This window comes from Desulforhopalus glucosivorans, from assembly GCF_054397165.1.
In genome coordinates, this window is sequence record NZ_AP044854.1 from 3,685,185 (window position 1) to 3,708,139 (window position 22,955).

The window sequence follows — 22,955 nt, forward strand, 5'->3', positions numbered from 1 at the left end:
AACATTGCTCACGCTTTTCGAATTTGAACCAATTATCTCATTTCTCAAGGTACCTTGATACGGGATTTTCCATCAAAAACCAAACACTTGACAGTATCCAATTAGTGCAAATCCCCAGTGGCGTTGCCAAATCCTGCAAAAAATGTTAGTTGGATCTTTACCAAAGACGTAAATTTTCATACTATATGCAAACGAAGGCTCATTGCTGAATATTCACCTTTCACCCGGAGGTGCCGGTGCTACTCCATCAACAGTTTATCGATATTGCCAAGACATTTGGTAAAAAACTGGCTATTCACGATTTTTCGACCAACAGAGAGCTCACCTATTCAAAGACCCTGATTGCCAGTTTGATTTTAACCCGGGTAATCAAAAAAATGGATACCGGCTTTATCGGTCTCATGATCCCCACCTCTGCCGGCTGTATATTATCGAAAATCGCCATTTTAATGAGTGGTAGAAAACCGGTAATGATCAATTACTCAACCGGAGCTGAGCAAAACGCTAAGTATGCTCAGCAAAAATGTGATTTCAGGACCATTATTACTTCAAAAGCGCTCTTGGAAAAGATCGAATGCCCTTTTATTGACGGAATGATTTTTATAGAGGACATCATGGCCTCTATCACCACAGCTGATAAAATCCGTGCAGCGATGATAGCTGCTCTACCTGCTGGTATCATCAAAAAACTGGTCCATAGGGGAGACGTGAACGATACAGCTGTCATCCTTTTTACCAGCGGCAGCGAAAAAGATCCAAAGGCCGTACAACTCACACATAAAAACATACTCGCAAACCTTCAGGCCATAACTCCAATTTTTGGTTTTAAAAGTGAAGATGTGTTTATGTGTACCCTACCCTTCTTCCATGTTTTTGGCCTAACAGTTGATCTATGGCTCCCCATTTACCATGGGATGTCCATGCTCACCTATGCCAATCCCCTAGATTTCAAGAAGGTTTGTACCATAGTACGGGAAAAGCAAGCGACATTTCTTGTTGGGACCCCTTCATTTTTCTGGGGCTACCTGCGCAAATCAGAGCCCGGTGATTTTGATAGTCTGCGTATAGCTCTCACTGGTGCTGACAAATGTCCTGAATCTCTTAGAGAAGGGTTTAAAACCAAACACGGCATCACCGTATTTGAAGGCTATGGAGCAACAGAATGCTCCCCGGTCATCTCGACAAATACTCCGACCTATAATTGTCCCGGTAGTGTAGGCAAACCCATCCCTGGCCTACAGGTACGCATTGAACATTACGAAACCGGAAAAGAGTGTGAATCAGGAGAAGATGGACGAATCCTTGTGAAAGGTGACTCCGTCATGAAAGGATATTTCAACGATTTTGAGCAGACCTCTCTACATATCCGCAGTGGATGGTATGATACTGGTGATATGGGTAACATCGATGCTGATGGATACCTCTGGCACGTTGGCAGACTCAAGAGATTTGTCAAAATTGGCGGGGAAATGGTCTCACTTGTTAAGATTGAAGATATTCTTGAAAAATTTCTGCCGGAAGAAAGTCACTGCTGCGTTGTCGAAATACCAGACGCAAAAAAAGGAGCCCGTATTGTAGCTGTAGTGACAACCCCCCTTGATGAAAAAGCAGTCCTTAAACAGATGGCAGAACACCTTCCACCGATTTCACTGCCAAAGATTTTTCTGGTTTGGGAATCTCTTCCTAAAATGGGAAGTGGTAAAATAGATTTTAGAACAATCTCTGAAATGGCAAGAGAGCAATTAGGCCGAAAATCAATTTCGTAGTGTAATCATCTGCCACCACCAACGTCAGCAGTCACAAGACAATCACATAACAATCGCATGACAAATAACTCTGCATACGACAAGGATGGTGGTACACAGATACCGTTTTTTCGTAGTCCCTTGTGGGATATTATCCAATTCATTATCCTCCTTGGCGTCCTGGGCTGGCTTGCTGGAAGAAGTGCCAGTAACATTGGTTACAACTGGCAGTGGTACAGAATACCCCAATACCTGCTCACTGAAACGGACACAGGGCTTGTTGCAGGACCTCTTTTAAAGGGCTTATGGATTACCCTTAAAATTTCATCAATCAGTCTGGTTTTTGCTTTTATTATTGGTCTTATTACCGCAATGCTCAGGCTTTCGAACTCCTTTGTTGCAAGATCTCTAGCAACCCTCTACCTTGAAGTCAGTAGAAACACTCCTCTGCTTATTCAGATTTTCTTTATCTATTTTGTCCTTGGCCCAACCCTGGGACTTGAGCGGATACCTTCTGCAATACTTGCCCTCTCTCTTTTTGAAGGGGCTTACACCTCAGAAATTTTCAGATCTGGTATTCAGTCCGTTGCCACAGGGCAAACTGAAGCCGGAAAGACGCTTGGTCTAAACACTTTTGGGATATACAGACACATCATTATTCCCCAGGCAATACGAACTATTTTACCTCCCCTGGCAAGTCAGGCAATTTCCCTTGTGAAAGACTCGGCTCTTGTGAGTACTATTGCAATCTATGACCTTACTATGCAGGCCCAGGCACTTATTGCAGAGAGTTATCTCACCTTTGAAATCTGGTTTACAGTCGCAGTCATTTACCTGGCAGTTACAGTATTTTTATCTCTTGCAGTTGGTTTTATGGAAAAACGACTTAAGTTACCATGAGTAAAGAACTTTTACCCATACATTTCCTACAATAAAGGGGGCTTCAACATGCAACAACGCAGCAATATTTTCCGTCTTATCGCCTTGACTCTTTTTTTTCTATGTCTGAGTAGCTTGAGCTATGCTGCCTCAATCCAAACAGATATCGTCCGCTCCAGTACAATTGAAACAATTAAGAAGAGAGGGGTTCTGAAAGTTGGAATGGACGTCTTCCAACCGTGGGCCATGAAAGATAAGACAGGTAAACTTATCGGTTTTGAAATTGATGTTGCCACGCGACTTGCCGAAGAGATGGGTGTTAAAGTTGAATTCATCCCCACAGCATGGTCCGGTATCATCCCTGCGCTCCTCACAGGTAAGTTTGACGTCATTATTGGTGGAATGGGCATTACCACCAAACGTATGCTACAGGTGAATTTTACCAATCCTTACGAATATTCAGGAATGAGTATCGTCGCAAACAAAAAAATGGCGCCTGATTTCAGCTCCCTTGAGGATTTCAACAAGGCTGGTATTGAAATTGCCGTCAAGACCGGGACCACCGCAGCTGCAGCCGCGAAAAAGTACCTGCCTCTCGCGACGCTTAGAATGTTTGACTCTGAACCCCAAAGCTACCAGGAGCTACGCAACGGTAAGGTACACGCGGTTGTAGGTTCTGCACCTCGCCCTGCATATGAGGCTGTTGAATACAGCGACAGTCTTTATCTCCCTGTAAAGGGAACCTTCACCAAAGAGCCCATCGGTTTTGCCCTCCGCAAAGGGGATCCTGATACACTTGCTTTCTTTAACGGCTGGATTACCATCGTAACCCTTGAGGGTTGGCTCCAGGAACGCCATGACTATTGGTTTGGCAGCAAAGACTGGATTGGACAGGTGGAATAATTTTAACCTGAGATAGTGCAGGCCAGTTTTGGCCTGCACTCTTTCTCCCATGTAAAAGAATCTTCATCCACTACCTGTTCTACGTTGAGTAGGCTGCTTATGCAATCCCCAAAACCTGCAATTAAACCACTCGACGTTGTTGTACTCACAGCCGTTATTGGGCTTGTCGCTTATATTGCTTACCGGTTGTTTTTTTCACTTAACTACAACTGGAACTGGTCAGTTATCCCCACCTACATGCTCCACCAGGATCAGGCAACAGGTAACTGGCGGATGAACTTACTCCTTGAAGGGCTTGTCACCACTATCAAGCTCAGCATATGGGCAACTCTTCTTGCTGTTATCATTGGTTTTATCATAGGTTCAATGCGGGTTTCACCGAGGCTGTTCTTCCGTCTTATAGGAAGGACATATATCGAGGCCATTCGTAATACTCCTCCACTCGTTCTGGTCTTTATTTTCTACTATTTCATCAGCGACCAGCTTATGACCTTTTTTGGAGTGGAGGATTTTTTCAGGGCCAGCTCACCTGCCCTGCAGAAATACTTATCTGTTTTCTTTACTACCCCCAGCCTGATCACACAGTTTTTCTCAGGAGTCCTCACCCTGGCCATGTTCCAGGGGGCATATATTGCTGAAATTGTACGGGCAGGAATTCAGGCAGTGGAAGTAGGACAGTGGGAGGCAGGACAGGCCCTTGGACTAAACCGCTGGAAAACATTACGTCTTATTGTGCTTCCACAGGCCATCAAAATAATGTTGCCTCCACTGGCCAACGAATTTATTAATACTATTAAGTGGTCTTCTATTGTCTCAATAATCTCCATACAAGAACTCACCTTTCAGGCCCTTCAAGTTATTGCCTCAACCCAGGCAACCATTGAGATATGGCTCACCATTTCAGTTATGTATCTTGTGCTTTGCCTCGGCCTTTCACTTTTAGTCCGAAAAGTGGAACATTATCTTGCCAGATCTGAAGGCGTCATGAGCACCTACCAGCAGACTGGACCATAATTTTTTAACACGTCGCAATGTAGATCATACGATGCAAGGATTGAAAAACCATGGCAACATCCGCTTTTAAAATCAGCAACATCAAACTCTTTATTGCCTTCCGGGTGTTTTTCAATGCCAGGTTTTACTATCCTGTTTTCACAATTTTATTTCTCGATTTTGGACTTACCATAGAGCAATTTGCCCTACTCAATACAGTATGGGCAATAACAATTGTCTGTGCCGAAGTACCCTCAGGTGCCCTTGCGGATATCCTTGGCCGGAAAAACCTTATAGTTACAACATCACTGCTTATGGTGGTGGAGCTTTCTCTACTCGCCTTTGTTCCACTTGGCAACGGCACCCTGATTTTCTGGGCATTCTTACTCAACAGAATACTCAGCGGCCTGGCCGAAGCTATGGCCAGCGGCGCCGATGAGGCAATAGCCTATGACACCCTTGTGGACAGGGGTTTAGAGGATGACTGGCCAAAGGTTCTGAGTCTGCAGATGCGTGTTCGTTCCATTGTCTCCATTGCAACAATGACCCTTGGCGCCCTCTTCTATGACCCAAAAGCCGTTAATTCGATCCTTTCCTGGTGTGGGTCTAGCCTTGTCCTCGATCAACAGACCACCATGCGCTTTCCTATATACTGCACACTGGTTCTTGCTGTCCTGGCCACAATAACAGCCTTTAAAATGGTGGAAGCGCGTCCTGAAAGAACGTCTTCTTCCAGCTTCAATACCAGAGAAGCATTTAAGAAAACCATGGGGGCTGGAACATGGATCTGGCGAACACCATTCGCTCTTTGTATCATACTTTTTGGCATGTACTTTGACCACGTTCTCAGAATGATTGTCACCATGACCAGCCAGTATTTTAGATTAATTGGTCTCCCGGAGGCAAGCTTTGGTGTTATTGGTTCCGGAATTGCGATCCTGGGACTTGTTACACCCAAAATCGCAGAATATATGGCTGGGGCCTATAGTCCCGCTATAAATATGTTCATTGTTTTTGTAATAAGTTTTCTAGGCCTGATGGGGTTGACCGGTTTTTATCCTTACTGGGGCCTGATCCCTGTCGCCTTTATCTTTATAGCACTCACTTTCGTTTCATTTTTCACGAGCCATTATCTTAACAAGATCACAGAATCCCATCAGAGAGCCACTGTGCTGAGCTTCAAAGGTCTTGCCTTTAACCTTGCCTACGGCTTTATTGGTTTTGTTTTCGCAAGCCTCATTGCATCACTAAAAACACAGAACAGTGTTGAGTACCCGGCTATGAGTTCAGAACAGGTTGGTGATCTTGCCTTCATCGATGGTATAGGTTATTTCCCCTGGTATGCTCTCGTCGGTTTTATACTTATTTTCAGCTACAGCTGGTGGTGCTTAAGAGATAACAAACCTCTTCGTTAAAAAAGATTCTATAGCTCTAAAAGAATTGCATGGTAAGACAAATAGCCTTGCAGGGAATCTAGCGAGCTTTTATAATGAAAATCAATTGTTGGAATTATACGGGGAGACCACATACCATGCTAAAGAGATTTTCAATTTCACTGGAAGAAAAGTTACTCGATATTTTCGATGAACATATCAAGGCAAACAGCTATAGCAACCGCTCAGAAGCAATTCGGGATCTGATTCGCAAGGCCTATGTTAAAGAAGAGTGGGAGTCAGATAAACAGGTAATGGGTGTTATCAGCCTCGTTTATGACCACCACCAGCCTAATCTCCAGGAAAAAGTCACCATCGTCCAGCATGACTACCACCACCAGATTGTATCAACTACCCATGTACATATGGATCATGACAACTGTCTTGAAGTCATCGTCGTTAAAGGTAAAGCCAAAGAGGTGAGAGATCTTGCGGCCAGACTCACTGCACTAAAAGGTATTCGCGATGGAAACCTTGCCATGTCCAGTACAGGAAAATTCTTGCATTAAGGGAAACTTCAGCGCGCTTCTCCCATAGGCAAGACACCCGCGGAACAACTTTTTTTAGCACATTCTCCGGTCAAAAGAGAGGTTATGTCTCCAATCATTTCGACCTCAAACTCTTCGCCCTACTACCTCACAACCGCTTTACCTTCGAACATCACCTCTTATCGAAGGTTTAACAGTCCAATATAATTTTGACATCCAACTTTCCACTTTGATACCATTCAGGATAGGTTCAGCCAAAAACCATCCCTTACTCATATGGAATCATAATGGATATACAATCACTTCAATGGAACAAGCTGTCACTCACCACCAAAATGGCGTTCTTCACTACAACTGTAGTGTTGATTCTTCTTTCCTTAACAGCTGTATTTCTTATTAAGCAACAGGCCTCACTCAGTTCATACATCTCGGGTCAGTACTATGAAATGATACAAAATAGTTCTGTCACACAGGTCTCAACTGATAAATCTTCGCTCAAAGAACGACATCAAATCAACAGTAAGATAAGTAGTGGACTTTCCGGTTACTTTGTCTACAATTTCGATACAGATGGCCTGAAAAACAATCTCGAGAATTTACTCGAATTACCCGACATCCTCGCAATTCAGATTAAAGATACAGACGGCAATCCCTTTGTATCTGTATGGAAATCGGAGGGGAAAATTCTCTCCGACACCTCTCTTGACAGTTCCATATCACTCAACCCATCAACAATGTTTTCAAATGAAATATTCTATGAGAATGCAGTCGTAGGTACAGTCACACTCTATTACACGGACAAGATATTACTCGATCAACTCGAGCAACAGGAAAAGGTTCTCACAATGGCTCGGGAGACCCTCTTCACAACTATTAAAACCGAAGAAACGAAAGGAATGTACACCCAGGTCATTGCCTTTGGAATTGTCATCATTGTTCTTCTGCTTACAACTGCTCTTACACTGAAGTTTCTTGTTACCAATAGACTAAAAAACATCACATCTAGTCTAAAAGACATCGCAGAAGGTGAAGGAGATCTCACCAAAAGACTCGAAGACAACTATGACGATGAGATAGGGGATTTAAGAAAATGGTTCAATCTCTTTGTCGAAAAAATTCAGGACATTATCAAAGATGTTGATGAAGGTGCGGCGAATCTTAATCGAGCCTCCACAGATCTCATGAATCTTTCAGTAGAAATGAAAGAAGACGCACGTCAAACATCTGAAAAGTCAAGCAGTGCTTCTTCCTCTTCAGCACTCATGAGCGACAACATGGCTTCGGTTGCAGCAGCCATGGAACAAGCCTCTACAAACATTAACATGGTCGCTTCTGCCGCGGAGGAAATGAATGTTACCATTACTCAAATCTCTGAAAATACCACTACAGCCAAACGAATAACCATCGAGGCCGTTGACCAAACAACCAGTGCATCTGAACAGGTCGATCAACTTGGAGATGCTGCAACAGGCATTGGGAAAGTGCTTGAAACCATAGCTGAGATATCAGAGCAGGTTAATTTACTCGCGCTAAATGCAACAATTGAAGCAGCAAGGGCAGGAGAAGCCGGTAAGGGTTTTGCAGTTGTTGCAAATGAGATTAAAGACCTTGCCAAACAAACTGCTGAGGCAACAGATGAAATCAGATCAAAAATTGAAGGTATCCAAAATTCGACAGATGGAACGGTGGCCCATATTGAACAAATTGCAAAAGTTGTAGGAGAAGTAAGCTCTACCGTCGAAACCATTGCAACGGCTATAGAAGAACAATCGCAAGCCACGAACGAAATAGCCAGCAATGTTGCCCAGGCAAGCGATGGGATAAGTGAAGTAAATGACAATGTAGTTCAAAGCAATGAATCAGTGGGATCAATTGCAGCTGAAATTGGGGAGGTCAATAGTGCTGCAGCAAAAATTACCGAAAACAGCGAATCAGTGAGTAAAAGTGCGGAGCAACTTTCAAAGCTTTCGGATCAACTGAGTGCAATGGTAGGAAAATTTATCGTTTAGACAGAAATCTAAAAATCCACGTTAACCTTAAAAACAGGAAAGGACCTACATGAAACTACTTAACAAATTTTTTATAACTACAATGCTGTTTTCCCTGATGGTTGCAGTAAACCAGGTATCAGCTACTGATTTTAAAATTATGACCGAAGAGTACCCCCCATTTAACTATACAGAGAATGGAAAACTCACCGGCTTGTCAACAGATGTAATGATGGAGCTTACAAAACGGGTAGGTCATAGTGCAGACTTTGAAGTACTCCCATGGGCCAGAGGTTATGGTCTTATCCAAAAAAAGAGTGGTCAAATTCTCTTTTCCATGACTCGAACGGAGGCAAGAGAAACACTGTTCAAGTGGGTTGGCCCTGTCGCGTCCAACAAATGGGTTTTTTTCGCTAAAAAAGGTAGTGGAATAACTGTATCCTCTTTAGAGGATGCAAAAAAAGTTAAGAAAATAGGCACCTACAAGGATGATGCTGCAGAAACTTTTCTGAAGGAGGGAGGTTTTTCAAATCTCGACAGTGTTGTAAATGATGAGCTTAATGTACCAAAACTCATGGCCGGAAGAATTGATTTATGGATTGTTGGTGAACTCCAGGGAATATACAAGGCTAAAGCTAAAGGAGTGTCCGAAGATCTCGAAAAGGTAATGGATATTAAAGATACTCAACTATACATTGCATTTAGTAAAGAGACTTCGGATGAAGATATCAGCATATGGCAAAAAGCACTTGATGATATGAAGGCGGACGGCTCCTACGACACTATTTTAAAGAAATATCTATAATCAGTACATCTTCGACGCTCCCCAGAGAGGCAACGCAACTCTCTGGGGAGACATTCGCCTGTTTAATGTTTTACATAACTACCAAATTATCAGGTAAGAGTAGATCAACAATCTTTACCCATCCCCAAACCATCTTATTAAGATATTTTTGGCCATCGAAAAAGACAAAAGCTTGTCGTCCGAAGAACATGGACGGAAGGAGGCCCTCAAGCAAATCAGCCACCAGAATGAAAAGATGTTGCGTTGAGTCAATGATGCCCAGGCCACCAAGGCAGTTAAGGATAGGGGGACATCCATGGGCTTGATCAGCGTCACAACCACCTGCGATGAAGATTGCATTCACATTATGATAGAAGACACCGGAGGCGGTATTCCCGATGGAATTCAAGATAGGATCTTTGACCCGTTTTTCACAACAAAAGAAGTTTGCAGAGGTTCGGGCCAGGGCCTGGCCATATCCCACACCATTATTCGCGAAAAACATGGTGGAGAGATGGACTTTATATCGAAAACAGGTGTAGGTACAACCTTTACTATCAGTCTTCCCCTTAACTACGTTGCCCTATTCTTTCGTTCATGGTAGGACCTGATTCCTGAAAGAACATATCGAAATCTTGTTACATGATATCTCCCTAACCTATCCAGACCAATGCCCAGACAACCGCAATTCGTATCCGTACATGGTGGCCATAGCGGCCAATTTTGTGACCATGCAACCGACGCCCTTAAAGAGATAATTGAACAGTATATTGAACTTGATTTTAACTGGGTTGGTATAACTGAGCACACTCCTGCAATCACAACTGAACTCCTGGATCCAGGCCAGCTGAAGTTGGGTCTTACACCTGAAAAACTCCTCCTTAATTTTGCCTCATATATGGAGGAATGCAGGCGACTACAGCAACAGCACCATGACAAGATACAAATTTTTGCGGCAATGGAGATTGAAACCTATAGTGGCTATGAGCAATTTGTTCCATACCTGATAGATCGTTTTCAGCCTGATTACATAGTAGGCTCTGTACATTTTGTGGATGATATCAGCATCGACTATTCTAAGAAAAACTATGCAAAAGCTGTTAATACGCTCGGAGGGATAGAACAACTCTACTGTAAATATTTTGATCAACAGTACGAAATGCTCTCACTATTTAAACCATCTGTGGTCGGTCACTTCGACCTCATCCGTATTTTTGATGATGAGTACAGAATGCGACTTGAGCGACCTGAAGTGAGCAAACGAATCCATCGAAACCTTGAGTTCATCCAGGAAGCTGATCTCATCATGGATCTTAACCTCCGCGCCCTTGCAAAGGGAGCAGATGAACCCTATATTAGCCGATCTATTCTTGATCTAGCCCGCGACATGGATATTGCCGTCATTCCAGGAGATGACTCCCACTCCATTTCTTCTGTGGGCAATTACATGGACGAAGGAATTTCCCTGCTTGCAGAGTTAGGGTTTTCAACTGACTGGAAAACTCCTCGTCTACTCAACTATTAAAAAACTCATCTCCATCTTTTTCTCAACACGATTATGGGGAGCCTTCCCGCATAGCTGCATTTTAAAGTTAGATAATAGTTATACAAAAGTTATACTATTGGTTTCATCTTCGCTATAATGGTTATTAACAATTGATCTTGTTTGCAGTACAATAGGTCATATGTCACATTGTAACACTTGATTGATGTTTCGTTTTTTTCCATCAAGGAGCATATGAGATGAGCCCACGCCCAGATGAGCAGAGTAGTATAATACGCACTATTATTTCCAATGAGGTGGGCTGTGAACTCTTCAATTCTCTTCAGGACCCTCTCCTGCTCGTGGACTCTAATGGCGTAATAAAAGAGGCCAATCCGGCGCTTGTAACTGCAGCAAACAAACCATATGATGAAATCATCGGCCACGGCATCTGTGAAATTATCCACGGCGGCAGATGGCCCCATATAGAATGCCCCCTCGAAGAATTTCTCCGCACATGCTCACCACGAACTGAAGACACCAGACTCCCGGGACTAGGAGGTGAATACTCACTTTCAATTATCCCCGTCACTGGTGGCGATACCAGTGAGCAGCTTATTCTCCTTATTGCCCGACTCCTCACAAAAGAAGAAATACGTAAGGTTGATTCCATCCGAACAGCACAACTTGCTGCCATTGGCGAACTCGCAGCAGGCGTTGCCCACGAGGTAAACAACCCTATTAATGGAATTATCAACTTTGCCCAGCTTCTGCTCGATGACTGCCCGCCAGACTCAAGCCAGGAGGAGGTTCTAAAGAGGATAGTCAACGAGGGAGAACGTATTGCAACAATCATCTATAACCTTTTGTCATTTGCCCGGGAAACAACAGACACATTTGCAATCGTTGATCTTAACGAAGTCGTACGGGATAGCCTGTCACTTGTTGCCCATCAGCTCAAGTATGATGGCATAGAAGTTACAACGACTCTGCTCGAACCGTCCTGTCTCATACTGGGGAACCATTCGCAACTCCAGCAGGTGGTTTTAAATATTTGCAGTAACAGTAGATATGCCCTTAACGAAAGATATCCAAATTCAGTTCCCGAAAAGAAGATTGAAATAACCTCAACTATTTTCTACCACGACGATCGTAAATATTTTCGCCTGTCCCTGCGTGATACCGGTACCGGAATCCCCCAATCGATTCTTGATAAAATGTTTGAACCTTTTTTCACCAGTAAACCTGCACTTCATGGTTCAGGCCTTGGTCTGAGTATCAGCTACGGTATTGTTTCAAACCACAGTGGCTTTCTCCGTGTCGACTCTATTTTAAACAAATACACAGAGTTAATAATCGACATTCCTGCTGCGGAGGGACTATGAAAAAAGATAAACAGGATATCCATATTCTCATAGTAGATGATGAGGAGAGTATCCGTTTTACGTTTGAAATGTTTCTCCAGCGTGAGGGGTATGGCAAGATTACTACAGCCTCAACACTCGAAGAGGCATTACTGCTCATTAACGAAGAACGATTCGACCTGATAATCAGCGACATTGTCCTTGGAGATGTCTCCGGCACCGACCTGCTCAAACACATTCTGAACACAGGTATCCAGTGTCCTGTTGTTATGATTACAGGGTTTCCAAATCTTAAAACGGCAGCTAAGTCTGTTCGATATGGAGCCTTTGATTATATTTCAAAGCCTGTTAATAAAGAGACCCTTCTTCGTTTTGTCCGTCAGGCCCTGGAACACTGGTCTCTTGAACAGGAAAAAAAAGCATTACGCCTTGAAAATGAACGCTATCGAAGACACCTCGAGGTAATTTTCAGCTCAGTCTCCGATGGTATCATTACCGTGGACAATGACATGAATGTGGTCCAAGTCAATGATGCGGCCTCCTTCTGGTTCCACACCTCCTCTACCGACAATGGACTCAATCTCAGACATATGACAGGGGATGTTGCCCTCGCCTGCCTGCACGATGCACGTTCAGTCATTAAAGCCAGGAAGGCTGTGGATGAACACCATGTTGAGTGTGTGCTCTCCAGCGGTGAAAAACGTATGATCAGCCTGACAGCTGCCCCCCTGCGTGACCAGAATGAAGAATTTGATGGAGCTGTAATCGTGATCCGGGACATTACCCTTGGCGTACCGGAATCAAACAGATCCAGGCTTGCCTCCTTCCATGGTTTTGTCGGCTCAAGCTCGGCTATGCTTTCAGTATACGAACTCATACAGAATGTGGGAAAGGTTGATACCGCAGTACTTATAACCGGAGAGTCCGGAACCGGAAAAGAACTGGCCGCTGAAGCTGTCCATCTTGAGAGTAGACGAAAAGAACAGCAACTAATTAAAGTCGACTGTGCAGCTGTCACTGAAGATCTGCTGGAAAGTGAGTTATTTGGCCACCGTAAAGGTGCATTTACCGGTGCAGACAGTGACAGGCGTGGCAGATTACTCCAGGCGGATAAAAGTACGTTATTTCTTGATGAGATTGGAGATATTTCACCACGTATGCAATTGCGTCTTCTGCGCTTTTTACAGGAGAAAACATTTACCCCGGTCGGTCAGGATACCCCGGTACAGGTTGATGTCCGTGTGGTTGCTGCCACCAATGTAGACCTGCAGGAGAAGGTGAGAAGGGGCGAGTTTCGTGAAGATCTCTACTACCGCCTCAAGGTTGTGGAAGTCGTTATTCCACCCCTACGAGAGCGACTATCAAGTCTCTCTCCCCTTGCGAGATATTTTATTTCCTACTTCGCCGAAAAGCACAATCTTCCTGTTTACTCAATCTCAGACCAGGCAATGGAAGCACTACACAATTACAACTGGCCTGGAAATGTTCGTCAGTTTCGCCACATCATTGAAAGAGGCTGCGTCATGTGTGGTGGAACAACGATCCAACATCAGCACCTTCCAGAAGAAGTTCATTCAAAAACAGATGAACCACCTATTCCCGGTGCGACACAAATGACACGAAATATGAATGTTCGGCATCTTACTCCAAATGTATCTTCCACCAGTGAATTGGAGATGCTTCAACAGACCCTGGCGCAGACAGGTGGCAACAAAGCAAAGGCCGCCAGAATTCTCGGTATTGATAGAAGCACGCTCTACAGGAAGCTGAAACGATATAACTTTGCAGAGAGTTAAACACAACTCCGCAAAATGAGTGGTACAGTGCACCCCTGCAAGTGTTGCATAAGTGTCGCATAAGTGTTGCACCTGTCGCAAACGCAACACTTATGCTGTGGCGCAATAAACATTGACCAGACAGTAGGCTGAAGGATTTATAGAATGAATTCTAACACATAGAAAAACCACCACATTGTGGCACATGACTTGCTATTATTTCCATACAGAGACCCAGCAATATCAACCTGAAACGTCACTGGAAATGGAGATCATCATGAAAACAAGAACAGCGATTACCAAGTCAGGAGTATCGAATCCTTCACTCTCAAGCACTGACACTAAGATTTATACAGTTACCCTCTCAGTGGTCGGTCTTTTCGCTTCTGCCGTTGGAATATGGGCTTTTGCATGTCTCATAGGCGGAATGGTCGCAGGCGGCGGCCCTCTTGGACTTATCACAGGATGGTTTAAAGCTGTTAGCGGCCTGTAAAAAAGCTATTATCTACAATAACATGTCAAATATCTAACAACCCTGGAACGTGGCTAACCTATGGCAATAGTAATAAGAAATTTATTTATACTGTTTCTTGTGCTTCTCTTTTTATCCATAGGTTTATCTGCATATTACATTGAGAATCGTCTCCCTGAAAAAAGTTACAATCTCCTGCTGCAAACAATTGATGCAGGCGAAGTTGTAAGTCTGGATGTTACTGGCAGTAAGGTGGATGTACAGACACAATCGGGATCGTTATTCCGGGTCTTTCTTCCGGATGACTACTCCTGGATGGGAACTGGGATTGATCTAAAAACAATAAGAATACGCTTTCATAAAGATTACAGTGCCTACTATTTTAACGGAGGGTTAGCGTCCATTGTAACGCTTACCCTCCTCATACTTTTTCTATCAGTCTATAGAAAACGTCAAACCGGTGATGATCTGCAATTTGCCAAAGACCGGCTCGTTTTACCTTCAACAGGCCCAACGACTGTCACATTCGCCGATGTTGCAGGAATCCCCGATGCCATAGAAGAACTGCAGGAGGTTGTTGTCTTTCTCAAGAACCCTCAACAATTTCAAGACATAGGGGCGACAATACCAAAAGGATTACTCCTGCAGGGACCGCCCGGTACAGGCAAGACGCTTCTTGCCCGGGCAATTGCAGGGGAAGCGGGGGTTCCATTTTATAACTTTAGTGGTTCTGACTTTGTCGAAATGTTTGTCGGAGTTGGCGCTTCAAGGGTTCGTGATCTTTTTACAGAAGCTAAAAAAAATGCTCCCTGCATCATTTTTATTGATGAGATTGATGCCGTAGGTACAACCAGAACCGGTGGGTCAGCCGACGGCAATGATGAAAGAGGCCAAACTCTGAATGCACTTTTGGTGGAAATGGATGGCTTTTCCACCAGTGATAATATCATGATGCTTGCAGCAACCAACCGGCCCGATATTCTAGACCCTGCCCTGCGGCGTTCAGGCAGGTTTGATCGCCAGATCACAATTTTAGCCCCTGATCTCAAGGGCAGGATAGAGATTCTTGAGACACACTGTAAAAAAGTAAAGCTTTCTGAAGACGTCAAAATAGCCGAAATAGCACACTTCAGCTCAGGTTTCACAGGTGCTGAACTTGCAAGTCTTGTTAATGAAGCGGCACTCCTTACTGCTCGAAAGGGAAACTGCGTTGTTGACAAGGCGTCCTTTGATCTGGCCCGGGACAGAATTCTCCTTGGTGTTGAGAGAAAAGGGATGGTCCTTACTGAAGAAGATAAGAAAATTCTCGCCTACCACGAAGCGGGGCATGCCATTGTTGCAAAATTACTCCCGGACGCAGATCCCATCCATAAGATTACTATTATCCCAAGGGGACGTTCCATGGGCCAAACCCAGCAACTGCCCCTGGGGGATCGCTACGCCTACGGCAAACGCTACCTTATAGACCGGATAACCATGCTCCTTGGCGGGCGTGCTGCCGAGAAACTCGTCTTTAACGAATTTACCACACGCACAGAAAACGACCTGGTACAGGCAACAGACATTGCCACCAGTATAGTTTGCAGATGGGGAATGAATGAAAAACTTGGGCCACAAACCCATGTGGTTCAAGATGAGGGTTTTCTTGATAGCGTCAATATGAGACGCACCATGTCCGACAAAACAGCCCACCGCATTGACGAGGAAGTGAAGAATCTCCTCAACAGTTGTTACGAAAGAGCTCTCAAAATCCTGGAAAGAGAAGCTTATTTCTTACATGCTCTCTCTGAAATCCTCCTGGAAATTGAGACCCTCGACAGTGAAGAATTTGAAATAATACACCAATGCTCTCTCACAAAAAGAGAAGAGCATGGTGATGAGATACAGAACGAAGACAAAGAATGTTCTCTATGCCCTGCCAGAGGACAGTGCCAGAAGAAGGCACATGTACCGATTCACTAATTCCTGATTGAGGGTACGTACCCTAAAATCATAATTTAAAAATATATTTCGCCAATTTACATTTCGCCTTTTGCGAATAAGGAACTAAAAAAACATTTACACGAACCTCAAATAACTGCCTATGTTCTCACTGCGCAAATTATTCTGGTTAGTCTTTCCGACAACTATGCTCCTCCTTGGCATGGTTATCATTCTTGGCGCACGACAATACGCCCTTTCAGGCAAGTATACTGATATTATCACCGAAAATGAGAAAGCACTTTTTCATTTCATCACAATACGTGAGGACATTACAGAAGCTTTAATTACCAAAGATTCTCAAAAGCTCCTGAACCTCATCCCTGATATGGAGAAATTGAATGCTACCTTTTCAAGGATGCAAGAAACTCCATACGTCCCGGCAGAGCTTAAACTTGACCTGCTCAATAAGATCGATCTTCCTGGCATTGTAATTCAAATTAGAACACTTGCCACAGAGGATGGGGGCGGTTCTCTGAAACAAAATATTCAACAGGAAATGCGTAACATAGGGACCTATCTCGTTCAATATGATCGTATACTTGCCACTCAGACGCGTTCGAGAATCCATAATCTGCAACTCATCATCATTGGCTCAATGGGGATTATTCTCAGTATACTCAGTTTCTCCCTCATACTTCTCTATCGAAATTCTATCCTGCCTGTTCTCAACATAACAAAACAACTGCAACAAGAGTCAGTGTCAGACACCGACCTTCAGCCTGCAAACAATGCCAGCCTTGAAACACTGGAACTCGTAGAGGCTATCCACTCTCAAATACGAGCTAAACAAACCTTGAATTCGATACGTGATGAAGAAGAGTCTGCACAATACTCCATTCTCATTGATCAAATCAATGGGTCAACAAACCAGCTCAATGGCCTTATCAACTACGCCCAGCTTCTCGCTGACACAGACGAACACCTCTACTCCGCGCAGCAAAAGAAACTATTGGATAAAATCATAGAGACAAGTAGTGAAATTGAACGATCATGGAAACAATTTTAACAGGAGGGAAACATGACGGATAACAGTCCCGACAATGGACACAAACAGGATGCATTTGACGACCTCACCTGGCAGGAACAACTCGGCGTTTCATGGAAAACACCCATGGGCCTCTTTGGTGTTGGCCTTACCACCATCTGCTTTACCCTGCTGATTCTTGGCCTCAGTGCTCATATCTCAGGACTCATTGAAAACCACTACGCCGCAATTGTTACATTTATGATTTTTCCTGCGGGTATCATCTTCGGCTTGATTCTTATTCCATTATCTTTTTACATGCGTAGAAAACGGTGGTTTAGACATAGCCTTATAGCATCTTCGATGATTATTGATTTTGGCAAGAAAGTCCATCGGCGTGCGGTTTTCATTTTTTTAGTGCTCTCAGTTGTTAACCTCACAATTTTCACTCTTGTTGTCTATGAAGCATATCATTTTACAGAATCAGATTATTTCTGTGGAGTCGTCTGCCACCAGGTTATGGCCCCTGAATATACTGCATACCAACGCTCTCCACATGCCAAAGTCGGATGCGTTGAGTGTCACATTGGTTCCGGAGCTGATTGGTACGTCAAGGCTAAACTATCGGGCCTTCGTCAGGTAAAAGCAACATTTGATGGAAAATTCAGTAAGCCCATCCCTGCACCAGTGGAGCATCTTCGCCCGGCAAGGGATACCTGTGAGGCCTGCCATTGGCCTGAAAAATTTCATGGTAAAAAAATTAAGCAGTTTATTTCATACACAAATGATGATCAGTTAGAGCCTACAGTCGATGAAATTGCCCTGCATATCGGTGGACGCAACCCCCATACCGACACCTTCGAGGGAATCCACTGGCATGTCAGTAACGATGTTAAAGTTGAATATTATTCGTTAAATAAAACAAGAACCTCTATTGGTCAAATACGTGTAACAAAACCCAACGGAATTACCGAAGAGTACAATAACGGTTCCACAGAGGCGGATGCTGAAGATGGAGCCCACTGGCGGACAATGGACTGTATCGACTGTCATAATCGACCAACCCATGTCTATGAAGACCTTGGCCAGAAGATTGACGAGGGACTGTACAGTAGGAAGCTGGATCCATTACTCCCTGGTCTTCGTGAAGATTCATTTACTGTTATGAAAACTGAGTATATCAGCCGGGATGAAGCCAAGGAACAGATTGTAGAAAATCTGATGTCACTACAGGCAAAAAGAAATGGAACTGACTTTGTGGCCGAACACGAAGAACAGATTATAACATCAGGAAACTACCTGCTGGATATATATATGGGTAATGTCTGGCCGAAGATGAATGTAACCTGGGGTACCTATAAAGGGCATAATGGACATCTCTATGCAGATGACGGCTACGGCTGTTTCCGTTGTCATGACGATGAACATGAGACAGAATTTGGCAAAACCATTTCCCAGGACTGTGCCCAGTGCCATGACGAGCCTTAACAACAACCCCTTTACTGACTCTTGATTGAGGTACTCAGCAGCTATGGATGAAAACTCATCCATAGCTGCATGTCTGAGTAACAATTCTACATCGTGTTTGAATGTTTTCCTGCCTGAAAGGCTGTTTGTCATTGCAGGGAATCTTGCCCGGCACCCCAGTGTATATGATAGTTTCGCCTGTAACTACTGGTGCCATCTCAAGTGGTGATCCGACTATCATTGCCTCCGCAGCTGAACTAATATTATTAAAAAAAATAGGTCGCTCCTCTCTCGGACTCCCAACTCCTGACAAAATTGCAGTATGGTGCTGCGCGTAACACCGTTTAATATATCATTACTCTGGCTTGATAAAGCAAAACTGGTATTAATACCTATGGACAACGTTCACTTTGATCGTTAGGATTGCTTCTTCAATTTTTTGATGAGATTTACTCATCATATAAAACTTATGGAGAAACCTATATGAAACATGTTTGGAAACCAGCTATGCTTGCCGTTGGGCTTTGCCTACTTTTACTCGCAGGTGGTTGTGTGACTGCAAAACAAAAAATGTTAGATGCTGGAATAAACCCATTAACAGATGAACAATTGAGAGTTCTTTTTTCTAAGCCCACCGATGTAAATTATAGTGGTAATAAAGGAAATGCATCTATAAAGCATTCACCAGATGGAACCCAGATTATTACTTACAGCGGAGGATCTGACGAAGGATTTTGGAGAATTGCAAATGGTGAAATCTGTGGTAAATGGAAAAACATCCGTCAGGGATCTGAAAACTGCAATACCATGTTTCAAGTGGAAGACAACAAGTACAAACTCGTGAACAAAGCAGGATCAGTGCTTGGCACTCTGACTTTTAAGTAACAAGTTCCTATCCCCCTGGCCATAACTCTAAATGGAGTAATTTGTGACTCCATTTAGAGTCAACAGTGTATCGAATAATTCACACGGTACTTATCCCATTTATCGGGGTTCGGACTTTTGCCCAAGGCAAAAGCAAGCCTTCAAAGCGAAAATCTCCAGCACAGCGGCCATTATCCATGACAAGATTAGTGCATTACGCCTACGATAAACCTATCTTTAAAAAATTCACCCAAACTCCGCCCATTACATTTCACACACAGCGTCTATGATAATACTTACGCTAAGTGTACCATTTGACTAAGAGAAAAAATCTGTTATAGAAAGAGTTGTACATCATTTCTGTATCATAAAGTTTGCATCTAAGTTCACTGCTCATCTAAATATTTTAATATTTTACAGGGAGAGGAAGAAATGGCGCAAGACTGGAACGTTGGAATATTGCTAGGGGTTTCAAGTGGGTATTGGCGTGGCTGTGCTTTACAGGCAGCTGTCCGGTTAAAGATATTCTCCATTCTCGACAGCAACTCCATGGATGCAGAGGAAATTGCAGATCTGGCCTCAACCAATAGTCGCGCCACTGAGTTACTACTAGACGCTCTCTCGGCAATGGGCCTTCTGGTCAAAGCAGGTAACAGGTATACCAATAGCCACTTTGCCCAAAAGCATCTCCACGAAGAGTCCCAGGAATATATGGGGCATATCATACTCCATCATCACCATATCCTTGATGGGTGGGCCCAGCTGGATAAGGCAGTTTGCACTGGGCAGAAGATTGAAAAACGCTCCTACGGTGCTGAGATTGAGCGAGAAAGTTTTCTACTTGGTATGTTTAACCTCGCAAAAGGAATAGCACCACAAATTGCAGCCTCTATTAACCTCTCAGGTCGCAAGCGCTTACTTGACCTTGGAGGAGGCCCTGGAACCTACTCCATACACTTTTGTAAAGAAAATCCTGAGCTTGAAGCTGTGATTTTTGATCGTCCAACCACTGAACCCATTGCCGCAAAGGTCATCGCCTCCCATAACCTCTCTGATAGAATTTCATTTGAAGGTGGAGATTTTAATACAACACCACTTGAGAAGAACAGTTTCGATGTTGCCTGGCTGTCCCATATTCTCCATAGCAATTCCTATGAAGAATGTGAACGATGCATAGAGAATACTGCAGAAGCACTCACTCCAGGAGGCCTATTGCTCATCCACGACTTTATCTTAAACAGCGAGAAAAATGGCCCTGAGTTCCCAGCGCTTTTTTCTCTCAACATGCTTGTTGGTACCGATCAGGGCAGGTCATATTCTGACCTGGAAATCATTGCCATGCTACAACGAGCAGGCCTGACGGAAATAAGTCATCACAGCTTCAGGGCGCCAAACGATTCTTCGATAATTTCAGCTGTTAAGCCTAAATAACACACGGGTACATTATGATTTTAGATGAACTGAGTCAGTGTAATCGCTACACACCACTGCATACCAACTTCAAGCAGGCCTTCACTTTTCTGCAACGGCCAGATATTTTAAGCCTTAAAACAGGCCGTTACGAAATAGATGGTGAAGAAGTTTTTGCTATCATCGCAAAAGATCAAGGAAGGAAAAAAGATGAAGCTCAACTGGAAATCCACAATAAATACATAGACATCCAATTCGTGTTACAAGGCATTGACACCATGGGCTGGAAGGCACGATCAGCGTGCACTGATGATGCAGGAGCATATGACCTGGAAAACGATATTCAGTTTTATGCTGACCTGCCCACAGCATGGTTCTCCACAAGACCTAACCACTTCACCATTTTTTTCCCAGAAGATGCCCACTTGCCCCTCATTGGAAATGATATTATTCATAAGGTTGTGGTAAAAATCGCTGTTTAACAACATCAATTGATCGTATTCAGCCCCCCACAAACACCTGAAAAAACCACGAAAATATACCATATTTACAGCATCTCCAGAGATTTCTTGACTTTAATAAAGTTTGCTTTTCTAATCCACTTTATGGTCTAATGTGAAACCATTGAAAAAATCAACTATTAATTCAACAAATGGTAATAAATACTAACCCCGATAAAAGCGATAAGTGTTTCGAAGGTCTCACTACGTTCACTATCTGGTGATAAGACTAAACTTACGATTTGAAATTCAATTCCTGAGTTTCTCGGAGTCAACGCTACCTGTTTTTTATGACAGGCTTTCAGCAGGAAGGCACTAAAAGCAATATTAAAACATAACGTTAAATACTTGGGAGTGTGGAATACATGGCTGGTAACGAGGCTTCACAATCAGGATCAGGCTTTAAAATTGCTTACCAAATTTTAATCACCATGTTTATTGTGGCCTTAGTGCCAATTGGTGGCCTTTGGTATAACTCCGTATATCTGTCACAACAAAACTGGGAAATTAACGTTACTGAAAACCTCACCTCCAATGCACAAAGTCTGAGTCAGAATATTGATGACTGGACCACCATGAACCTCAAAGTTCTGGAACAAAACAGTCAGACCCCGGCGATCCTCTCCATGGAGGCTGAGTCACAAAACCCAGTACTTAAAACTATCAGTGATAAATACAACTGGGTCTACCTCGCATTTACCATTCTCCCCAATGGCCAAAACCTTGGGCGAAGTGACGGAAAGGCAACGAGGTTTTACGGTGATCGAGACTACTTTAAGCAGATTGTCGAAGGGAAAGAAGTAGGCCATCAGGTACTGCTCGGCAAAACATCCAACAAACCTGCCTTTATTCTTTCCGAACCCATTCGTGATGAAGGCTCAAATCTTCTTGGGGTTATAGCTATTGCAATGACCCTTGAAGAACTTTCAAACACAATAACAAAGAACAAACTCGGCAAGACCGGGTATGCAATCCTGCTCGACGACAAAAATCGTCTGATTGCAAGCGGTGAAGACAACATTTCCTTTAACCTCCAGGACTTTAGCGCCCAACCTGCCATCGCCCAAAAACCTGCATCAGGTAGTGGCTTCTATGTCTTTAATGACAAAGGCCGCAAGGTGGTTGCCTATACGACAAAGACCGAACAAGGCTGGACTCTCATCCTGCAGCAGGATTACAACGAAGCATTTTCCGCAGCCAATAAGGCAAGACAGAATGCCTTCATCCTCCTTGGCGTCACTCTCATTGCTGTCTTGTTCATTGCGTACCTGCTTGCTGTAAGACTGAGCTCACCTATCCAAAATCTGACACGAATCGCCGATGACATCAGCCGTGGCAATCTTGAAGCAAAAATCAGTGAAACAAGTCGAAATGATGAAATAGGGGCACTCGCAAGAGCTATTGAACGAATGGGAGTCAGTTTACAAATGGCTTTTACCCGACTACGGAAAAAATAGAAT

The 22,955-nt window shown here is 43.7% G+C and carries 21 protein-coding genes; 20 read left to right on the forward strand and 1 reads right to left on the reverse strand.

Translation table 11 applies throughout. From position 1 onward, the window contains the following. Window positions 1-236 precede the first annotated feature (236 nt). The 8 genes from ACX6CI_RS15920 to ACX6CI_RS15955 all read left to right on the forward strand — a co-directional run bounded on the left by ACX6CI_RS15920 (window position 237) and on the right by ACX6CI_RS15955 (window position 9,234). Window positions 237-1,766 (forward strand): AMP-binding protein, encoded by a 1,530-nt coding sequence (locus ACX6CI_RS15920; protein WP_458774636.1) that lies wholly within the window; start codon window positions 237-239, stop codon window positions 1,764-1,766. A 57-nt stretch (window positions 1,767-1,823) separates the two neighbouring features. Beyond that, window positions 1,824-2,645 carry an amino acid ABC transporter permease gene (locus ACX6CI_RS15925; protein ID WP_458774637.1) on the forward strand — a complete coding sequence of 274 codons (822 nt, stop codon included), beginning with the start codon at window positions 1,824-1,826 and terminating at the stop codon, window positions 2,643-2,645. A gap of 48 nt (window positions 2,646-2,693) precedes the next feature. Further along, window positions 2,694-3,527, forward strand: a complete 834-nt coding sequence (locus ACX6CI_RS15930) for a transporter substrate-binding domain-containing protein (RefSeq protein ID WP_458774638.1) — start codon at window positions 2,694-2,696, stop codon at window positions 3,525-3,527. 99 nt (window positions 3,528-3,626) lie between these two features. Continuing rightward, window positions 3,627-4,541, forward strand: coding sequence for an amino acid ABC transporter permease (locus ACX6CI_RS15935; protein ID WP_458774639.1), 915 nt, complete (start codon window positions 3,627-3,629; stop codon window positions 4,539-4,541). Between the two features lie 50 nt (window positions 4,542-4,591). Beyond that, complete coding sequence (locus ACX6CI_RS15940) at window positions 4,592-5,935, forward strand: MFS transporter (RefSeq protein ID WP_458774640.1); 1,344 nt, start codon at window positions 4,592-4,594, stop codon at window positions 5,933-5,935. A gap of 116 nt (window positions 5,936-6,051) precedes the next feature. Further along, a complete protein-coding gene (nikR, locus tag ACX6CI_RS15945) occupies window positions 6,052-6,462 on the forward strand; it encodes a nickel-responsive transcriptional regulator NikR (protein ID WP_458774641.1) in 411 nt (136 codons plus the stop codon). A 266-nt stretch (window positions 6,463-6,728) separates the two neighbouring features. After that, entirely contained in the window at window positions 6,729-8,450 is a 1,722-nt protein-coding gene (locus ACX6CI_RS15950) for a methyl-accepting chemotaxis protein (RefSeq protein ID WP_458774642.1), read from the forward strand. Window positions 8,451-8,499: 49 nt separating this feature from the next. Continuing rightward, a complete protein-coding gene (locus ACX6CI_RS15955) occupies window positions 8,500-9,234 on the forward strand; it encodes a substrate-binding periplasmic protein (protein ID WP_458774643.1) in 735 nt (244 codons plus the stop codon). A 70-nt stretch (window positions 9,235-9,304) separates the two neighbouring features. Here the strand turns inward: ACX6CI_RS15955 and ACX6CI_RS15960 are convergent, their stop codons facing one another. Then, a complete protein-coding gene (locus tag ACX6CI_RS15960; protein WP_458778514.1) occupies window positions 9,305-9,577 on the reverse strand; it encodes a hypothetical protein in 273 nt (90 codons plus the stop codon). Here ACX6CI_RS15960 and ACX6CI_RS15965 point away from each other — a divergent pair. From ACX6CI_RS15965 to ACX6CI_RS16020, 12 genes are all read left to right on the forward strand, one after another. Continuing rightward, complete coding sequence (locus ACX6CI_RS15965; RefSeq protein WP_458774644.1) at window positions 9,530-9,817, forward strand: sensor histidine kinase; 288 nt, start codon at window positions 9,530-9,532, stop codon at window positions 9,815-9,817. The two genes, ACX6CI_RS15960 and ACX6CI_RS15965, sit on opposite strands and share 48 nt — an antisense overlap. A gap of 66 nt (window positions 9,818-9,883) precedes the next feature. Further along, window positions 9,884-10,738 carry a histidinol-phosphatase gene (locus ACX6CI_RS15970; RefSeq protein WP_458774645.1) on the forward strand — a complete coding sequence of 285 codons (855 nt, stop codon included), beginning with the start codon at window positions 9,884-9,886 and terminating at the stop codon, window positions 10,736-10,738. A gap of 218 nt (window positions 10,739-10,956) precedes the next feature. After that, a complete protein-coding gene (locus ACX6CI_RS15975) occupies window positions 10,957-12,081 on the forward strand; it encodes a two-component system sensor histidine kinase NtrB (RefSeq protein ID WP_458774646.1) in 1,125 nt (374 codons plus the stop codon). Next, entirely contained in the window at window positions 12,078-13,856 is a 1,779-nt protein-coding gene (locus tag ACX6CI_RS15980; protein ID WP_458774647.1) for a sigma-54 dependent transcriptional regulator, read from the forward strand. The genes ACX6CI_RS15975 and ACX6CI_RS15980 overlap by 4 nt, the downstream gene beginning before the upstream one ends. 256 nt (window positions 13,857-14,112) lie before the next feature. Next, window positions 14,113-14,328 (forward strand): hypothetical protein, encoded by a 216-nt coding sequence (locus ACX6CI_RS15985; protein ID WP_458774648.1) that lies wholly within the window; start codon window positions 14,113-14,115, stop codon window positions 14,326-14,328. A gap of 60 nt (window positions 14,329-14,388) precedes the next feature. Next, complete coding sequence (ftsH, locus tag ACX6CI_RS15990; protein WP_458774649.1) at window positions 14,389-16,269, forward strand: ATP-dependent zinc metalloprotease FtsH; 1,881 nt, start codon at window positions 14,389-14,391, stop codon at window positions 16,267-16,269. A gap of 121 nt (window positions 16,270-16,390) precedes the next feature. Further along, the gene (locus ACX6CI_RS15995) at window positions 16,391-17,296 is read left to right on the forward strand and encodes a hypothetical protein (RefSeq protein WP_458774650.1); all 906 of its coding nucleotides are present in this window, start codon (window positions 16,391-16,393) and stop codon (window positions 17,294-17,296) included. 12 nt (window positions 17,297-17,308) lie between these two features. Beyond that, entirely contained in the window at window positions 17,309-18,742 is a 1,434-nt protein-coding gene (locus tag ACX6CI_RS16000) for a cytochrome c3 family protein (protein WP_458774651.1), read from the forward strand. Between the two features lie 462 nt (window positions 18,743-19,204). Further along, window positions 19,205-19,606, forward strand: a complete 402-nt coding sequence (locus ACX6CI_RS16005; protein ID WP_458774652.1) for a hypothetical protein — start codon at window positions 19,205-19,207, stop codon at window positions 19,604-19,606. Between the two features lie 411 nt (window positions 19,607-20,017). Beyond that, a complete protein-coding gene (locus ACX6CI_RS16010) occupies window positions 20,018-21,016 on the forward strand; it encodes a methyltransferase (protein ID WP_458774653.1) in 999 nt (332 codons plus the stop codon). A 14-nt stretch (window positions 21,017-21,030) separates the two neighbouring features. After that, the gene (locus ACX6CI_RS16015) at window positions 21,031-21,477 is read left to right on the forward strand and encodes a YhcH/YjgK/YiaL family protein (RefSeq protein ID WP_458774654.1); all 447 of its coding nucleotides are present in this window, start codon (window positions 21,031-21,033) and stop codon (window positions 21,475-21,477) included. 383 nt (window positions 21,478-21,860) lie between these two features. After that, window positions 21,861-22,952, forward strand: a complete 1,092-nt coding sequence (locus tag ACX6CI_RS16020; protein ID WP_458774655.1) for a cache domain-containing protein — start codon at window positions 21,861-21,863, stop codon at window positions 22,950-22,952. The last annotated feature ends 3 nt before the right edge of the window (window positions 22,953-22,955 follow it).

What these genes read in the sequence shown, in the direction of transcription:
- ACX6CI_RS15925 (WP_458774637.1), top strand. Translation starts at nt 1,824, where the DNA reads ATGACAAATAACTCTGCATACGACAAGGATGGTGGTACACAGATACCG.
- ACX6CI_RS15930 (WP_458774638.1), top strand. Translation starts at nt 2,694, where the DNA reads ATGCAACAACGCAGCAATATTTTCCGTCTTATCGCCTTGACTCTTTTT.
- ACX6CI_RS15935 (WP_458774639.1), top strand. Translation starts at nt 3,627, where the DNA reads ATGCAATCCCCAAAACCTGCAATTAAACCACTCGACGTTGTTGTACTC.
- ACX6CI_RS15940 (WP_458774640.1), top strand. Translation starts at nt 4,592, where the DNA reads ATGGCAACATCCGCTTTTAAAATCAGCAACATCAAACTCTTTATTGCC.
- nikR (WP_458774641.1), top strand. Translation starts at nt 6,052, where the DNA reads ATGCTAAAGAGATTTTCAATTTCACTGGAAGAAAAGTTACTCGATATT.
- ACX6CI_RS15950 (WP_458774642.1), top strand. Translation starts at nt 6,729, where the DNA reads ATGGATATACAATCACTTCAATGGAACAAGCTGTCACTCACCACCAAA.
- ACX6CI_RS15955 (WP_458774643.1), top strand. Translation starts at nt 8,500, where the DNA reads ATGAAACTACTTAACAAATTTTTTATAACTACAATGCTGTTTTCCCTG.
- ACX6CI_RS15965 (WP_458774644.1), top strand. Translation starts at nt 9,530, where the DNA reads ATGGGCTTGATCAGCGTCACAACCACCTGCGATGAAGATTGCATTCAC.
- ACX6CI_RS15970 (WP_458774645.1), top strand. Translation starts at nt 9,884, where the DNA reads ATGCCCAGACAACCGCAATTCGTATCCGTACATGGTGGCCATAGCGGC.
- ACX6CI_RS15975 (WP_458774646.1), top strand. Translation starts at nt 10,957, where the DNA reads ATGAGCCCACGCCCAGATGAGCAGAGTAGTATAATACGCACTATTATT.
- ACX6CI_RS15980 (WP_458774647.1), top strand. Translation starts at nt 12,078, where the DNA reads ATGAAAAAAGATAAACAGGATATCCATATTCTCATAGTAGATGATGAG.
- ACX6CI_RS15985 (WP_458774648.1), top strand. Translation starts at nt 14,113, where the DNA reads ATGAAAACAAGAACAGCGATTACCAAGTCAGGAGTATCGAATCCTTCA.
- ftsH (WP_458774649.1), top strand. Translation starts at nt 14,389, where the DNA reads ATGGCAATAGTAATAAGAAATTTATTTATACTGTTTCTTGTGCTTCTC.
- ACX6CI_RS15995 (WP_458774650.1), top strand. Translation starts at nt 16,391, where the DNA reads ATGTTCTCACTGCGCAAATTATTCTGGTTAGTCTTTCCGACAACTATG.
- ACX6CI_RS16000 (WP_458774651.1), top strand. Translation starts at nt 17,309, where the DNA reads ATGACGGATAACAGTCCCGACAATGGACACAAACAGGATGCATTTGAC.
- ACX6CI_RS16005 (WP_458774652.1), top strand. Translation starts at nt 19,205, where the DNA reads ATGAAACATGTTTGGAAACCAGCTATGCTTGCCGTTGGGCTTTGCCTA.
- ACX6CI_RS16010 (WP_458774653.1), top strand. Translation starts at nt 20,018, where the DNA reads ATGGCGCAAGACTGGAACGTTGGAATATTGCTAGGGGTTTCAAGTGGG.
- ACX6CI_RS16015 (WP_458774654.1), top strand. Translation starts at nt 21,031, where the DNA reads ATGATTTTAGATGAACTGAGTCAGTGTAATCGCTACACACCACTGCAT.
- ACX6CI_RS16020 (WP_458774655.1), top strand. Translation starts at nt 21,861, where the DNA reads ATGGCTGGTAACGAGGCTTCACAATCAGGATCAGGCTTTAAAATTGCT.